Origin of the sequence: Roseomonas sp. OT10 (genome assembly GCF_020991085.1) — a bacterium.
Lineage (GTDB): Bacteria > Pseudomonadota > Alphaproteobacteria > Acetobacterales > Acetobacteraceae > Roseomonas > Roseomonas cutis.
This window is the reverse complement of record NZ_CP087719.1, coordinates 5,012,684-5,027,077: the sequence shown is the minus strand read 5'-3', so window position 1 is coordinate 5,027,077 and position 14,394 is coordinate 5,012,684. Positions and strand designations below refer to the sequence as shown.

The 14,394-nt window shown below is 74.2% G+C and carries 9 protein-coding genes; 4 read left to right on the top strand and 5 right to left on the bottom strand.

All coding sequences use genetic code 11. The annotated features are described in order from the left end of the window. Positions 1 to 354: 354 nt before the first annotated feature. Entirely contained in the window at positions 355 to 2,148 is a 1,794-nt protein-coding gene (locus LPC08_RS22885) for an IlvD/Edd family dehydratase (RefSeq protein WP_230450526.1), read from the bottom strand. Positions 2,149 to 2,452: 304 nt separating this feature from the next. On the opposite strand from LPC08_RS22885, the gene LPC08_RS22880 reads away from it, so the two are divergent. Further along, entirely contained in the window at positions 2,453 to 3,667 is a 1,215-nt protein-coding gene (locus LPC08_RS22880; RefSeq protein ID WP_230450525.1) for an MFS transporter, read from the top strand. A 502-nt stretch (positions 3,668 to 4,169) separates the two neighbouring features. On the opposite strand, the gene LPC08_RS22875 is transcribed toward LPC08_RS22880, so the two are convergent. Then, the gene (locus LPC08_RS22875) at positions 4,170 to 4,820 is read right to left on the bottom strand and encodes a hypothetical protein (protein ID WP_230450524.1); all 651 of its coding nucleotides are present in this window, start codon (positions 4,818 to 4,820) and stop codon (positions 4,170 to 4,172) included. Positions 4,821 to 5,045: 225 nt separating this feature from the next. On the opposite strand from LPC08_RS22875, the gene LPC08_RS22870 reads away from it, so the two are divergent. Beyond that, positions 5,046 to 7,826, top strand: a complete 2,781-nt coding sequence (locus tag LPC08_RS22870; protein ID WP_304622045.1) for a VWA domain-containing protein — start codon at positions 5,046 to 5,048, stop codon at positions 7,824 to 7,826. Positions 7,827 to 7,987: 161 nt separating this feature from the next. Beyond that, a complete protein-coding gene (locus LPC08_RS22865; RefSeq protein WP_230450523.1) occupies positions 7,988 to 8,968 on the top strand; it encodes a Bug family tripartite tricarboxylate transporter substrate binding protein in 981 nt (326 codons plus the stop codon). A 537-nt stretch (positions 8,969 to 9,505) separates the two neighbouring features. Here LPC08_RS22865 and LPC08_RS22860 read toward each other — a convergent pair. Both LPC08_RS22860 and LPC08_RS22855 read right to left on the bottom strand, forming a co-directional pair. Then, complete coding sequence (locus tag LPC08_RS22860) at positions 9,506 to 10,795, bottom strand: adenylosuccinate synthase (protein WP_230450522.1); 1,290 nt, start codon at positions 10,793 to 10,795, stop codon at positions 9,506 to 9,508. A gap of 3 nt (positions 10,796 to 10,798) precedes the next feature. Next, the gene (locus LPC08_RS22855; protein WP_230450521.1) at positions 10,799 to 11,980 is read right to left on the bottom strand and encodes an ATP phosphoribosyltransferase regulatory subunit; all 1,182 of its coding nucleotides are present in this window, start codon (positions 11,978 to 11,980) and stop codon (positions 10,799 to 10,801) included. A 190-nt stretch (positions 11,981 to 12,170) separates the two neighbouring features. Between LPC08_RS22855 and LPC08_RS22850 the strand changes: the two genes are divergently transcribed. Next, entirely contained in the window at positions 12,171 to 12,734 is a 564-nt protein-coding gene (locus LPC08_RS22850; protein WP_230450520.1) for a hypothetical protein, read from the top strand. 225 nt (positions 12,735 to 12,959) lie between these two features. On the opposite strand, the gene LPC08_RS22845 is transcribed toward LPC08_RS22850, so the two are convergent. After that, entirely contained in the window at positions 12,960 to 14,237 is a 1,278-nt protein-coding gene (locus tag LPC08_RS22845) for a glycosyltransferase family protein (protein WP_230450519.1), read from the bottom strand. Positions 14,238 to 14,394 lie beyond the last annotated feature (157 nt).

Genomic DNA, 14,394 nt, shown 5'->3' with positions numbered 1-14,394 from the left:
GCCTGCGGCATCGACGCCGTGCGTCGATCCCCGTCCCAGACCCTCCCCTGCCGGGGCCACGAGCGGGCCCCGGTCCCCGCTGGGAGTTGGTTCTGTGCGGTGGGCGTCGGCCTCCGGGCTCAGCCCTGACGGCGCGCGGACAGGCGGGACTCCAGAAGAACTTCGTAGGCGTTCAGCGAGTGTGGAGGCCGTACCCGCGGAGGAGCATGGCTCCTCGGCGCCTCGACCCCGTCGCAGGCTGTCCCGCGGCAGCGCCAAATGGGTCCAGGGGCTCTGCTCCTGGCGGAGTGGGGGTATCGGGGGCGAGGCAGCGCCTTGCCCCCGGGCCACGGGCGCCCCCTACGCCGGCACGGATCAGTGATTGTCGCGCGGCACGCCCTTGGTCTGGGCGATACGCTGGTACTGCACGGCGGGCTCCAGCACTGCGCCGGACTCCATCTGGCCCACCATGCTGCGCTGGATCTCCTGCCAGGGGGTCTGGTGCGCGGGGTAGTGGTAGCCGCCGGCGGCGGCGAGGTCGATCCGGCGCTGTTCCAGTTCCTCCTCCGGGATCAGGATGTCGGCGGTGCCGCGGCGCAGGTCGATGCGCACGCGGTCGCCCGTCTTCAGCAGGGCGAGCCCGCCGCCTGCCGCCGCCTCGGGCGAGGCGTTGAGGATGGAGGGGGAGCCGGAGGTGCCGGACTGCCGCCCGTCGCCGATGCAGGGCAGGGAGGTCACGCCCTCGCGGATCAGGTAGTCGGGCGCGCGCATGTTCACCACCTCGGCCGCGCCCGGATAGCCCACGGGGCCGGCGCCGCGCATGAAGAGCACGCTGCGCGCGTCGATCCCCAGCGCGGGATCGTCGATGCGGTGGTGGTAGTCCTCCGGCCCGTCGAAGACGACGGCCTTGCCCTCGAAGGCGTCAGGGTCGTTCGCGTCGCTGAGGTAGCGGTCGCGGAACTCCTTGGAGATGACGCTCAGCTTCATGATCGCGGAGTTGAACAGGTTGCCGCGCAGCACCCGGAAGCCCGCATGCTCCTTCAGCGGCCGGTCGTAGGGACGGATCACCGCCTCGTCCTCGATGGCGGCGTTGCGGCAGTTCTCGCCGATGGTGCGGCCGTTCACCGTCATCGCATCCTCGGCGATCAGCCCCTGCTGCATGAGCTGGTTCACCACCGCCGGGACGCCGCCGGCGCGGTAGTAGTCCTCGCCGAGGTACTCGCCGGCGGGCTGGAGGTTCACCAGCAGCGGGATCTGCTCCCCGTACTTCTGCCAGTCGTCGATGTTCAGCTCCACGCCCATGTGCCGCGCCAGCGCGTTGAGGTGGATCGGCGCGTTGGTCGAGCCGCCGATGGCGGAGTTCACCCGGATGGCGTTGAGGAAGGCGTCGCGGGTGAGGATGTCGGAGGGCTTCAGGTCCTCGCGCACCATCTCCACGATGCGCTGGCCGGTGAGGAAGGAGACCTCCTGCCGGTCGCGATAGGGCGCGGGGATGGCGGCCGAGCCCGGGAGCTGCATGCCCAGCGCCTCGGCCAGCGAGTTCATCGTGCTGGCCGTGCCCATGGTGTTGCAGTAGCCGGTCGAAGGCGCGGAGGAGGCAACGAGCTTCACGAAGCCGGCGTAGTCGATCTCGCCCCGCGCCATCATCTCCCGCGCCTTCCAGACGATGGTGCCGGACCCCGTGCGCTCGCCGCGGAAGTTGCCGTTCAGCATCGGCCCGACCGAGAGGGCGATGGCCGGGATGTTCACCGTCGCCGCCGCCATCAGGCAGGCGGGGGTGGTCTTGTCGCAGCCGATGGTCAGCACCACGCCGTCGATCGGGTAGCCGTAGAGCAGCTCCACCAGCCCCAGATAGGCGAGGTTGCGGTCCAGCCCTGCGGTGGGGCGCTTGCCCGTCTCCTGGATGGGGTGGACGGGGAACTCCACGGCGATGCCGCCCGCCTCGCGGATGCCCTCGCGCACGCGCTTGGCCAGCTCCAGGTGGTGGCGGTTGCAGGGCGAGAGGTCGGAACCGGTCTGGGCGATGCCGATGATCGGCCGGTCGCTCTGCAGCTCCGCCTGGCTCAGCCCGAAGTTCATGTAGCGCTCCAGGTAGAGCGCGGTCATGTCGGGGTTGTCCGGATTGTCGAACCAGGCGCGGGAGCGGAGCTTCGAGGCAGTCTTTGGCATGGTTTGGGGCTCCCAAGGCACGTCTGGACGGTTCTGCGGAGGCTGGACGCCGCGGGGCCCGGGCCGGCCGGACCGGGCATCACCGGCGGATCATGCCCCCGGTCGGGGGTATCCGGCCAGCACCCCGGGGCGGGCAAGGCTGCGGACGGGGCCCCGGTCCGGCTTCCGCACGCCCCACCCGCCCCGGATGATGGGCGCTGCCGCGAGGGCGCCGCGGCGTTCGCCTCCGGCGCACTTTCCGGCCGCTGGGGCAGGGTCCACACTCGGGGCAATAGAGGGGTGGAAACGCGCGTTGAGAGTGCCTTTGTGGGCCAGCGCCCTGGCCGCGACGCTGATCGTCCAGATCGTCAGTTCCTTCGCCTCCCTCGCCATTCCCCTGATAGGCCCGCCGCTCATGGCGCGCGCCGGGCAGCCCCCGGAAGGCATCGGCGTCGTCTCTGCCATGACGTCGGCCGGCATCTGCTGGTGCCTGGCTTGCGGGGGCCCGATGCTCGGCCATCACGGGCCGGTGCGCACGCTGCAGATCGGCCTGGCCTGCATGGCGCTCGGGCTTTTCGTGCTGTCGCAGCCCCTGGGCCCGCTCGGGCTGCTGGGGGCGCTGGCCATCGGCTTCGGGGCCGGCCACAACACGCCCGCCGGCAGCCAGATCCTGGTCCGCTCGGCACCGCCGCGGCATCGCACGCTGATCTTCTCGATCAAGCAGGCGGGTGTCCCGCTGGGCGGCGCCCTGGCGGGGCTGGTGATGGCGCCGCTGGTGGTGGCGCAGGGCGTGCCCGCCGCCATCGGTGCCGTCATCGGCCTCGTCCTGCTCACGATGCTGGCCGTGCAGCCGTTCCGCCGGCGGCTGGACCGCGACCGGGGGGCGGACCAGCCGCGCTGGCCCCGCGCGCTCTTCTCTCCCGCCACGGCGATGCGCGCCGTCGGCGTGCTGCGCTCGCATCCCTCGCTGCCGCTGCTGACCGCCCTGGGTGCCTCCTTCTCGGTGGTGCAATCCTGCCTGGTGGCCTTCACGGCCACCTACGCCGTCACGCGCCACGATGCCTCCCTGACCGAAGCCGGCGGGATCCTGGCCACGATGCAGGGGGCCAGCATGCTGGGGCGCATCGCCCTGGGCTGGCTGGCCGACCGGACAGGGCATGTGCTGCGGCACCTGGCATGGCAGGCGATGGCCTCCGCCGTGGCGGTCGTGCTGCTGGTCTTCGCCGCCGACCAGGCATCCTGGGCGCTCCACGCCTGCGCGGCCCTGGCGGGCGCCACCGCCATCGGCTGGAACGGCGTGCACATGGCGGAGCTGGCACGCGTGGCGCCTTTGCCCCTGGTGAGCGACGTGACCTCCGCCGCGACCCTCTTCGGCTTCGTCGGATCGATCTGCGGACCGCTGGCCTTCTCCCTGCTGGTGAGCTGGACCGGCAGCTACGACCTGGCCTTCCTCGTCGTGGCAGCCCAGCTTGCCGGCTTCGGAATCGCCACCGCCCTGATGCTGGGCCGCGAAGCCCCGCAGATGAGGGATCCCTCCTGAGACGCGCAGCGTGATGCCCGGAGTCCCTGGGGGCGTGGTAACCGTGGCCCGGGGGCAAGGCTCTGCCTCGCCCCCGTACCCCCCACTCCGCCAGGACCCTGCGGGCCCTGGACCCGATCAGCGCTGCCGCGGGACAGCCTGACACGGGGTCGAGGCGCCGAGGAGCCATGCTCCTCGGCGGGACCGGCCTCCGCTCGCGCTGACGCGCTCTGAACCTTTTTCGGAGTCCCGCCTGTCCACGTTCCGTCAGGGTTCAGCCCGGAGGCTGACGGCAGCAGCCAGCACCAAACTCGCAGCGGGGGCCGGGGCCCGCTTGTGGCCCCGGCAGGGGAGGGTCCGGGACGGGGATCGACGCACGGCGTCAGGCCGGCGTCCCCTCCCGGTCCCACGCCCGAACACCACAGCACGACAGGTCAGCTCATCCCGCCGCCGGTATGATGTCGCGGCACCATGGCTGTGGCGGAACGGCCCCTGGGGACGCCTTGCCCCAGGGGAGTCTCCATCAGGGGAAGGTCACGGTGCTGACGTTGCACAGGTCCACGTTGCGCCGCTCTTCGGCCCGGCCGCCCTCGTACTCCACGCGGATGTCGTAGTCGCACTCGCCGGCCGGCAGGCGGATGGCGAAGGTCTGGCCCGGCGCGATGGTGGAGTTGCCCAGCCGGTCTTCGCCCCAGCTGCTGTCGCTGGACAGGGAGGCGCGCACCACCAGGATCGGGGAGCGGGTGTTGTTGACCAGGTTGAAGGACGGGTTGCCGGTCCGCGAGGCCTGGGCACCGCCCTTGCCGCTGCTGCCACCCCCGGCGGCCGCCTGGCCGAACACCACCTCGCGCAGCGTGCAGGTGTTGATGTTGCGGCGCTCCTCCGCCCGGCCACCGTCATAGACGACGCGGATGTCGTTCACGCACTGCCCGCGCGGCAGGCGGACGGGGAAGGAGCCGCCGGCGTTCAGCACGTTGTTGCCCAGCAGGTCCTGGCCCCAGGTCGACACCTGGGCGGAGGAGACATAGGCCTCCATGATCGTGTCGCTGGTGCGGTTCACCAGGTTGAAGCTCGGATCGTTCTGCCCGCCGCCCTGCGCCGCCGCGGGATGGATGCCGCAGACCACCGCCAGCAGGGCGAAAAGCGTGATCCGGCGCGGCAAGAGGGCGACCATGATTCGTTCTCCGTGCAATGGCATCAGGACCCTAGCGTCGTGCATTCCGCTTCGCATGGCTACAAGCCCGTGAGGAAGGCCGGAACGGGTGCGCCGGGAGGGACGAGGGCGGATAACTATATTGTAACATTTACCTGACGACACGCTTCGCTCATCTGTGCTGCACTGCGGCAGAGGCTGGCCGGCAGCGGATGTTCCGCAGGCCCTGAACCTGGGAACAGGGCCATGACGCTGCAGATCCTCTTCGGCAACGATAGCTGGGCCGGGCAGTGGTACCTCGCGGGGACCGACATCAGCACCCTGCCGGACCCGCTGACCGGCCTGCCGCGCGGCAGCTCCGTCCTGCAGCCGCCCGCCCTGCCGCCCTTTCCGTCCACGCTGTTCGGCGGGCTGGTGCGCCACCTGGGCAGCGCCGCGGGCTTCGCCCACGCCTTCGATGCCACCACCGTCTGGAATGCCGTGAAGAACGCCCAGGCGGTCAGCGACACGGCCGAAAGCCTGCGGCTGGACGGCTTCGTCCATGCCGACGTGGTGCTGGGCGGAACCGCGGGCGAGGGCTCGGTGGTGGAGATCCTCGGCGCGAAGCGCGGCAACGTCGTCACCGGCGCGGGCGACGACACCGTCACCCTCCGGATGCTGACCAACGGGGCCGACTGGTCCACCGGCTTCCGCATCAGCACCGGCGCGGGCGACGACACGGTGGTGCTGACCGGCCTCGACCTGGCCGCGAAGCGGGCGGAGGGGGATGTCACCTACCTGGGCGGCGCGCCGGGCGGCACGTCCTACAGCAGCTCGGGCGACACGCAGAGCAGCTTCACCGACCTGGGCGCGGGCAACGACCGCTTCACCGGCCATGGCAGCCGGGATACGGCGGCCGGTGGGTCGGGGAACGACCGGCTCGACGGCGGCGGCGGCGATGACGTCCTCGCCGGCGGCGACGGGCAGGACACGCTGCTGGGCGGCACGGGGCGGGACAGCCTCTCCGGCGAGGCCGGCCAGGACAGCCTTTTCGGCGGGGATGGCGACGACACCCTCCTGGGCGGCGAGGGGAACGACACCCTCGTCGGCGGCAACGGCGCCGATTCCCTCGTCGGCGGCGATGGTACGGATACCGTGGCCTATGCCGGCGCGCCCACCGGCGTGGTGGTCAACCTGGCCGACCCCGCCGCCAACACCGGCTGGGCGGCGGGCGACCGCTACACGTCCATCGAGCGGGTGACGGGCACCGCCTTCGCCGACCGCCTTACCGGCAGCAGCGGATCGGACACGCTGGTCGGGCTGGCCGGCGCGGACACGCTGTATGGCGGGGCGGGCGCGGACCGGCTGGAGGGCGGGGACGGCAACGACCACCTGCAGGGGCAGGACGGCAACGACACGCTGGTGGGCGGCGCCGGCACCAACTTCCTCAACGGCGGCGCCGGGGCCGATCGGCTGGAAGGCGGCAGCGGCACCGACGTGGCGCAGTATGTCGATGCGCCCGCCGGCGTGGTGGCCAGCCTGGCCGACCCGGCCGCCAACACGGGCTGGGCGGCGGGCGACACCTACCGGGCGATCGAGAGCCTGCACGGCTCCGCCTTCGCCGACCGCCTCTCCGGCGATGGCGGGGTGAACGGCCTGTACGGGCTGGGTGGGAACGACGTGCTCGCCGGCGGCGGCGGCGGCGACCGGCTGGAAGGCGGACAGGGCAACGACACGCTGGCCGGCGACCTGGGCGACGACACGCTGTCGGGCGGCGCTGGGGATGACAGCCTCTCGGGCGGGGCGGGCAACGACCGCCTCTCCGCCGATGACGGGCATGACCGGCTGGATGGCGGCGCCGGGGACGACCTCTACCTCGTCCAGGGCACGGCCGGGGCCGGCGCCGGTCCCGGCATCTACATCGAGGATTCCGACGGCACGGACACGCTGGACGCCTCCGCCGCCGCCGGGCCGCTGATTCTGGACCTCGACAGCGGCGGCAGCGTGGGCGGGCGCAGCATCGTCCTCTCCGGCGGCGACACGGTGCTGACGCCGCTCGACGTCGTGTTCCTGCAGGATCTCTCGGGCTCCTTCTCCGACGACGTCGTCACGGTGCGCGGCCTGGTGCCGAAGCTGGCGGATGCCATCACCGCGGTGCAGCCGGACAGCCGCTTCGCCCTGGCCTCCTTCGTGGACAAGCCGATCGCCCCGTTCGGCGACCCCGGCTCCGGCGACTACGCCTACCGCACCGACCTGGCGCTGACGAACGACGATGCGGCGCTGCAGCGTGCCTATGACGGGCTGGCGGTGCTGGGCGGCAACGACGCCCCCGAATCCCAGATGGAGGCGCTGCTCCAGGTCTCCGTGCGGCAGGCGGAGATCGGCTACCGCGCCGGCTCCACCCGCGTCGCCATCCTCTTCACCGACGACACGGCGCACGAGGCGGGGGATTTCGCCGGCGTGCCGGCCAACGACGGCGACGCCGTGCTGGACGGCACGCCGGCCTCCACCGGCGAAGACTACCCCGGCCGGGCGCAGCTCCGCGACGCGCTGCTCGCCGCCGACATCGTGCCCGTCTTCGCCGTGGTCGAGGGCATGCAGACCTACTACCAGGGGCTCGTGGCCTCCCTGGGCTTCGGCAGCGTGGTGACGCTGGACAGCGACAGCGCCAACATCGTGCAGGCGGTGGAAAGCGCGCTGCGCTACGTGACCACGGCGGTGGTGGAGAACGCGGTCGGCACCGCCCGGGACGACACGCTGAAGGGCAACGCGGCGGACAACCGGCTGACCGGCGGGCGCGGCGCCGACACCTTCGCCTTCGAGGACGAGCTCGCCGGCCGTGGCATCGACTTCGGCCAGGACGTGGTCACCGACCTGAACCGGGCGGAGGGCGACGTCATCCGGCTGGAGGGCCTGGGGGTCGGCAGCTTCGCCGACCTGGCGATCGCCGTCAGCGGCGGCAACAGCCTGATCACCATCGGCAGCGGCACGATCCAGGTGCTGGGCCGCACCGACCTGGGCGCGTCGGACTTCCTCTTCGCCCCCTGACGCCGGCCCGGCGTGCGGAGCCGGCGCGCCGGCTGCGCCGGGCGTGGGCATCCGCCCAGCGGCCGGGCAGGCGGATGGCGGCCGGGGCCGCTTTTCCGGCCGGGCCGGGCTGCCGTCCGCCCCCGCCGCGCGCCATCCTGCCCGCCGATCGGGAGAACCACATGACGACACGACGATTCCTCGGCACCGCCCTGCTGGCGGGCCTCGCCGCGCGGCCGCTGCGGGCGCAGACGGCCGGCAGTCCCCCCTGGCCGGACCGGCCGGTGCGCTTCCTGGTCGGCTTCGCGCCGGGCGGCTTCAGCGACATCATGGCCCGCGCCACCGCCGAACAGTACACCGCCGGCCTGGGCCAGACCTTCGTGCTGGAGAACCGCTCCGGCGCCTCCGGCACCATCGCCGCCGATGCCGTGGCCAAGGCCAGGCCGGACGGCTCCATGCTCCTCTTCGGCCATTCCACCTCGAACGCGGTGGCGGCGGCGCTCTTCTCCAACCTGCCCTATGACTGCACCCGCGACTTCACGCCGATCGCCCAGGTCGCGGTGCACCCGCACCTGCTGGTGGTACCGGCCGCCTCGCCCCACCACGACCTCGCCTCGCTGCTCGCGGCGGCCCGGGCGAAGCCGGGGGCCATCAGCTTCTCCTCGGCCGGCATCGGCTCCGTCCACCACATCGCCTGCGCCGCCCTGGCGCAGAAGACGGGGGTGGAGTTCACCCACGTCCCCTATCGCGGCAGCGCCCCGGCCATGGCCGACCTGCTCGCCGGGCGCGTGGACATGACCATCGAGGGCATCGCCGCGGTCGGGCCGCTGATCGCCGACGGCAAGCTGCGCCCGATCGCGGCCGGCACCCAGGCCCGCATCGCCCGCCTGCCCGACCTGCCCACGCTGAAGGAACTCGGCGTGGACGGCATCGACGCGGCAAGCTGGGTCGGCGTCTTCGGCCCGCCGAACCTGCCGCCGGAGATCGTGGCGAAGCTGGTCGCGGCCACGGACAAGGCCATGACGGCGCCAGCCATGCAGAAGGTCATCGCCGACGGCGGCTCCATCCCCGCCACGCGGCGGGGCACGGAATTCGCCGCCTTCGTCGCGGAGGAGGTGGAACGGTACAAGGCGGTGCTGGGGAACGGACAGATCGCCCTGTGACCCCGGGGGCAAGGCTCTGCCTCGCCCCCGATACCCCCACTCCGCCAGGACCCTGCGGGCCCTGGACCCGATCGGCGCTGCCGCGGGACAGCCGGACACGGGGTCACGGCGCCGAGGAGCTTGGCTCCTCGGCGGGTACGGCCTCCACCCTCGCTGACACCTTCTGAAGCTTTTTCAGAGTCCCGCCTGTCCGCGCTCTCCCTGGGTTCAGCCCGGAGACTGACGGCTGCCGCGCAGCACCAGACTCCCAGCGGGGGCCGGGGCCCGCTTGCGGCCCCGGCAAAGGAGGGTCTGGGACGGGGATCGACGCACGGCGTCGATGCTGCAGGCCGGCGTCCCCTCCCGGTCCCCCGCCCGAACACCACAGCACGACGGGTCAACCCCATCTCACCGTCGCTATCAGCGCGCGGGCCGAACCGTCACCGGGCGGGACCAGCCTCCCGCCGGGGTCCGGGGGCCGGCTCGCCCCCGGCGGAGGGGGTATCGGGAGAGGCGGGGCCTCCCCCGGGGAACGGGCGCGATGCCACGAGGGAGGCTTTACCCCGCGAAGGGATCGCTCATCAGGATGATGTCGTCACGCTCGGGGCTGGTGGAGAGCATGGTCACCGGCGCCTCGACCAGCTCCTCGATGCGGCGGACGTACTTCACCGCCGTCGCCGGCAGCTCCGCCCAGGAACGGGCGCCGCGGGTGCTTTCCTTCCAGCCTTCCATCGTCTCGTAGACCGGCTCCACCGCCGCCTGGGCGGCGGGCGAGGCCGGCAGGCGCCGCAGCACCTCGCCGCCCAGGCGGTAGCCGGTGCAGACCTTCAGCTCCGCGAGCCCGTCCAGCACATCGAGCTTGGTCAGCACCAGCCCGGCCACGCCGCCGACCTTGACCGCCTGGCGCACCAGCACGGCGTCGAACCAGCCGCAGCGGCGCGGGCGGCCGGTGACGGTGCCGAACTCGTGGCCGCGCTCGCCGAGCTGCCGGCCGATCGCGTCGTGCAGCTCCGTCGGGAAGGGGCCGGAGCCGACGCGGGTGGTGTAGGCCTTGGCGATGCCCAGCACCGTGCCGATGGCATGCGGCCCGATGCCCGCCCCGGCGGCCGCGTTGCCGGCGACGGTGTTGGAGGAGGTGACGTAGGGGTAGGTGCCGTGGTCCACGTCCAGCATCACCGCCTGGGCGCCCTCGAACAGCACGCGCTTGTTCTCGTGCCGCGCCTCGTCAAGCCGCTCCCAGGCGGCCTCGGCATAGGGCAGCAGCTTGGGCGCGAGGTCGAGCAGCTCGGCCAGCAGCGCCTCCTTGGTGAACTCCTCCGCCCCCAGCCCGCGCAGCAGCGTGTTGTGGTGCAGCAGCAGCTCGTCGAGCTTGTGCGCCAGCGTCTCCGGCTCGGCCAGGTCGCACAGGCGGATGGCGCGCCGCGCCACCTTGTCCTCGTAGGCCGGGCCGATGCCGCGCCCGGTGGTGCCGATCTTGTTGTCGCCCCGCGCCGCCTCGCGCGCCTTGTCGATGGCCGGGTGCACCGGCAGGATCAGCGGCACGTTCTCGGCGATGCGCAGGTTGTGCGGGCCGACCTCCAGCCCCTGCGCGCCGACCTTCGCGATCTCGGAGAGCAGCGCCTTCGGGTCCAGCACCACGCCGTTGCCGATGATGCCCAGCTTGCCGCGCACCACGCCGGAGGGCAGCAGGCTCAGCTTGTAGGTCTGGTTGCCCACCACCAGCGTGTGGCCGGCATTGTGGCCGCCCTGGAAGCGCACGACGATGTCGGCCCGGCTGGCGAGCCAGTCCACCACCTTCCCCTTGCCCTCGTCGCCCCACTGGGCGCCGATGACGGCGACATTGGCCATGGTTCAGTCCTTTCCGGCGACCGACAGGACCGCCTCGCGCCCCGTCGGCGCGGCGATCGGCACGGCGTCCCCGCCGCGCAGGAAATGGGTGCAACGCAGGGCGCGGGGATCGTCCGCCGCCGAGAGCGCGGCGATGGTGACGTGGCCGGCCGCGCGCAGGGCGGCCGCGTCATCCGCCTCCGCGTCGAGCGGCACGAAGACCCGCAGCGGCTCCGGCGCGCGGGGCGCCGCGCGCAGCACGGCGTCAGGATAGAGGGTCAGGCCCGTCGCCGGCTCCTCGCCCGAGCGGTAGCGCCCGCCCTTCGCCAGCTCGCCGGTTCGCCCCGGCCCGTAGACGGTGTAGGCGACGCCGGTGTGGTAGCCGAGGCCGCGGAACTCCACCGGGTCCAGGGTGATGCGCAGCCCCGGCGCGCGGCGGCGGATGGCGGCGATCACCGCCGCCGCGTTGTCCGCGATGGCCCGCGCGGCGGGCGGCAAGGCACAGCGCTCCAGCGCGGCCAGGGCGGCGTCGGCCGGGCCGGTGGCGGCCAGCAGCTCGGGCAGGAAGTGGGCGGGCGGGCCGGCGGCGATGGCGAGGCGGGTGACGGCGGCGGCGTCCTTGCGGTCCAGCGCGAAGGCCAGGGCGTCGCGGTCCTCGCCGGTCAGCCCGGCCGCGTCCAGCAGGGCGGGCGACATGGCGGGCAGGGTGATGTCCAGCCCGACCCCGGTGACGCCGATCCGCGCCAGCGCCTCGATGCCGACCAGCGCGACCTCCGCGTCGGCGGCGGGGCTGTCGTGGCCGATCAGCTCGATCCCCGCCTGCGGCAACTGCCGCTCGGGCGCGAGCTGGGTGCCGCGCACGCGCAGCACCTGGCCGGAGTAGGAGAGCCGCAGCGGCCGGGCGAGGTGGCGCAGCCGGGTGGCGGCGATGCGCGCGACCTGCGGCGTCGTGTCCGCGCGCAGGCCCATCATGCGCTGGCTGACCGGGTCCATCAGGCGGAAGGTCTGCTCCGCCACGGCGGCGCCGGAGCCGGCGAGCAGCCCCGTCTCGAACTCCAGCAGCGGCGGCTTCACCCGCTCGTAGCCATGGGCGGCGAAGACGGCGAGCATCGCCTCGACCAGCGCCGCCTCGCGGGCCGCGTCGGGGGGCAGCAGGTCGTTCAGCCCGGCGGGCAGCAGGGCCGGGTTCGGACCGTCGGCGGGCATGGCCTTCCCCTCCTCCTGGCTCCGAGGGCGCGGCTGTGTGACAGGCACGGGCGCGCGCGGCAAGGCCGGAGCGCCGAGCCCTGGGTTGCGGCCGCCGCGCGGCGCATGCCCGCCCGGAGGCGGCCACCCGAGTGTGACAATCGGCCCGGGCGCGTTGTGCGCTGCCGGCCGGCTTGCCCAGAATGCCGGCATGACACGATTCCGCCCGCTCCTTGCCGCCGCGCTGGGCCTTGCCACCCTGGCCGGCGCCGGCTGCTCCACCGACCCGTCGCAGCCCTACCTGTTCGGCCTGGGGGATCCGGTCCGGGCGGGGGCGCTGTCGGCGCCGTGGGATTTCGGCCGCACCGGCCAGCTCGCCGGCCAGCCCACCGCCGCGGCGCTGGCCGCCTTCCGGGTGGAGCAGCTCGCCCGCGCCGCCGAAGTCGAGCCGCTGTGGCAGGTGGATGTCGACCCGCTGCTGCAGCCCCGGCTGCGCATGGCGCGGGCGCAGATGCGCGAGGCGCTGGGGGTCGCGCCCTCCGTCCCGCCGGAGGTGGCGATGGGCGCCTTCTACGCCGCCTTCACCGCCCTGCGGCGCGACGACCGCGCGGCGGCGGCGGCGGCGCTGGCCGTGCCGGGCTTCACCCTGGGCGGCGAGGGCACGCTGGCCCGGCTGGACGACCTGCCGCGCCTGCGCCTGGTGGACGAGGCGGCGCAGGCCGTGGCGCAGGAGGCGAGCCACCCGAGCTGGACCTCGCGCGGCCGGCGGCGCTAGCCCCACGGAAGGGGCCGGGCCGGGCCGGGACCGGGACGCAAGGCGGGCCACCTCCCCTCGCCCGGGCCAGGCGGCCCGCGCCGGAGGCCGGCGCCCGTCACGCGCCGGGACGCATGACGCCCGCAGCCGCGCGGTCCGCCTCGCCCGGCCGGGGGCCGGCGCCGGCCCTGGCGGTGCTGCGCGAGGCCGGCTTCGGCACCCTGCGCGCGGCGGCGAAGACGCCGTTCAACCCGGTGCCGGAGGCGGGCCCCCGATCGGGCCGGCGACGGGCGGGACGAAGATGGCGTCGATCCGCGCATCCAGGCGGCCATCGCCACCGGGCCGCAGCATCAGCGCGTCGCCCAGCACCGCCAGGCCCGGCGCCACCGCCCACCCCGCCCACTCGCCCGCGGGCATCGGCGGGCCGGGCAGGCGTGCCCGGTGGGCCGGGTCGAGCACGGAGACGAGCTCCACCGGACGCTGCTCCAGATAAGCGCGCAGCTGCACCGCCAGCCCGGGCGGCGGCCGCCAGCCGGGGCGGTGCAGCAGGGTGAAGGGCCGCTCGTCCCAGCCGGCGTAGAGGGCGTCCAGCGCCCGGCCCAGCCCGTGCGACAGGCGGCCGGCCGCGCCGGGCGGCAGGGCGGCGAGCGGCCGGGGCTCCGGCCCCAGCAACCCCTCCACCACGGTGGTCACGGGCGAGGCCCGCCGGGCGGCCTCGAACCCCACCGCCCCCGGCCGGGGCGGCAGCCGGGCCGCGCGCGGGAAGGCGGCGACCAGCGCCGCGGCGTCCACGCGCGGTGCGCGCGGCTCCGCCCGGGCCAGGTCGTCGCGCCCCAGCCGGTCCAGCGGCCAGGGGGCGCGGGGGGGGTTGTCCACCTCGCCGTACCAGTCCTCGAACTTGAAGCGGCCCGCGACGTCCGCCGGATCGCCCAGCCACAGGCTCGGCCGCCCCAGCGCCTCGGCGAAGACCAGCCCGTGCAGGCTCTGCGACAGCACCACCTCGGCGCCGATGATCCGGCGCAGCGGCTCCAGCCCATCGGTGCGCATGTCCACCAGGGTCACGTCGTCGCCCAGGCCGGGGAAACCGCGGAAGGCGGGGTGGCCGGTCATGGACCAGTGCGGCACCAGCGCGGCGCGATGGCGGAAGCCGTCGCGCCGCACCTCCTCCTGCCAGGCCCGGACCTGCGGCAGCCGGGCGACCAGGACGCCCGGATCCCCCAGCGGCACCTCCGGCACGCGCAGCCCGCCGGCGCGCAGCGCCGCGACGGTCCGCCGCCCCCGCAGGGCGGCGATCCGGCCGGGGGCCAGCGGCGGCATTGCCGCATCCGGCCGGTGCAGCCCCACCCCCCAGGCATGCGAGGCGGCCGTCGCCAGCCACAGGATGCTGCCGATCGGCAGCACGTGCTCCTGCCCCGGCGGCACCGCGACCGCGGCGAGGCCGAGCACGTCGCGCAGCAGCCAGGCGGCGACGGCATCGCCGCAGTTGCGCAGCGGATTCCAGGTGCGGATGCCGACGCGCTGCATGTCCTCGCCGCCAGGGATGCCGGATCACACCCCGCGCGCCCGCCACGGGCAAGCGCGCCGCCCCGGATGGGGGGGGAGCGGCGGGAGGCATGCGGCTTGCAAAGCCCCGGGGGCCGCGCCGCCACGACGCCGCGCCTTCATCGGGACAGGGAGCCGC

Bases quoted from the DNA above. Each gene is read 5' to 3' on its own strand.
- LPC08_RS22885 (WP_230450526.1), bottom strand. From the start codon at position 2,148: ATGCCAAAGACTGCCTCGAAGCTCCGCTCCCGCGCCTGGTTCGACAAT.
- LPC08_RS22875 (WP_230450524.1), bottom strand. From the start codon at position 4,820: ATGGTCGCCCTCTTGCCGCGCCGGATCACGCTTTTCGCCCTGCTGGCG.
- LPC08_RS22870 (WP_304622045.1), top strand. From the start codon at position 5,046: ATGACGCTGCAGATCCTCTTCGGCAACGATAGCTGGGCCGGGCAGTGG.
- LPC08_RS22865 (WP_230450523.1), top strand. From the start codon at position 7,988: ATGACGACACGACGATTCCTCGGCACCGCCCTGCTGGCGGGCCTCGCC.
- LPC08_RS22860 (WP_230450522.1), bottom strand. From the start codon at position 10,795: ATGGCCAATGTCGCCGTCATCGGCGCCCAGTGGGGCGACGAGGGCAAG.
- LPC08_RS22855 (WP_230450521.1), bottom strand. From the start codon at position 11,980: ATGCCCGCCGACGGTCCGAACCCGGCCCTGCTGCCCGCCGGGCTGAAC.
- LPC08_RS22850 (WP_230450520.1), top strand. From the start codon at position 12,171: ATGACACGATTCCGCCCGCTCCTTGCCGCCGCGCTGGGCCTTGCCACC.
- LPC08_RS22845 (WP_230450519.1), bottom strand. From the start codon at position 14,237: ATGCAGCGCGTCGGCATCCGCACCTGGAATCCGCTGCGCAACTGCGGC.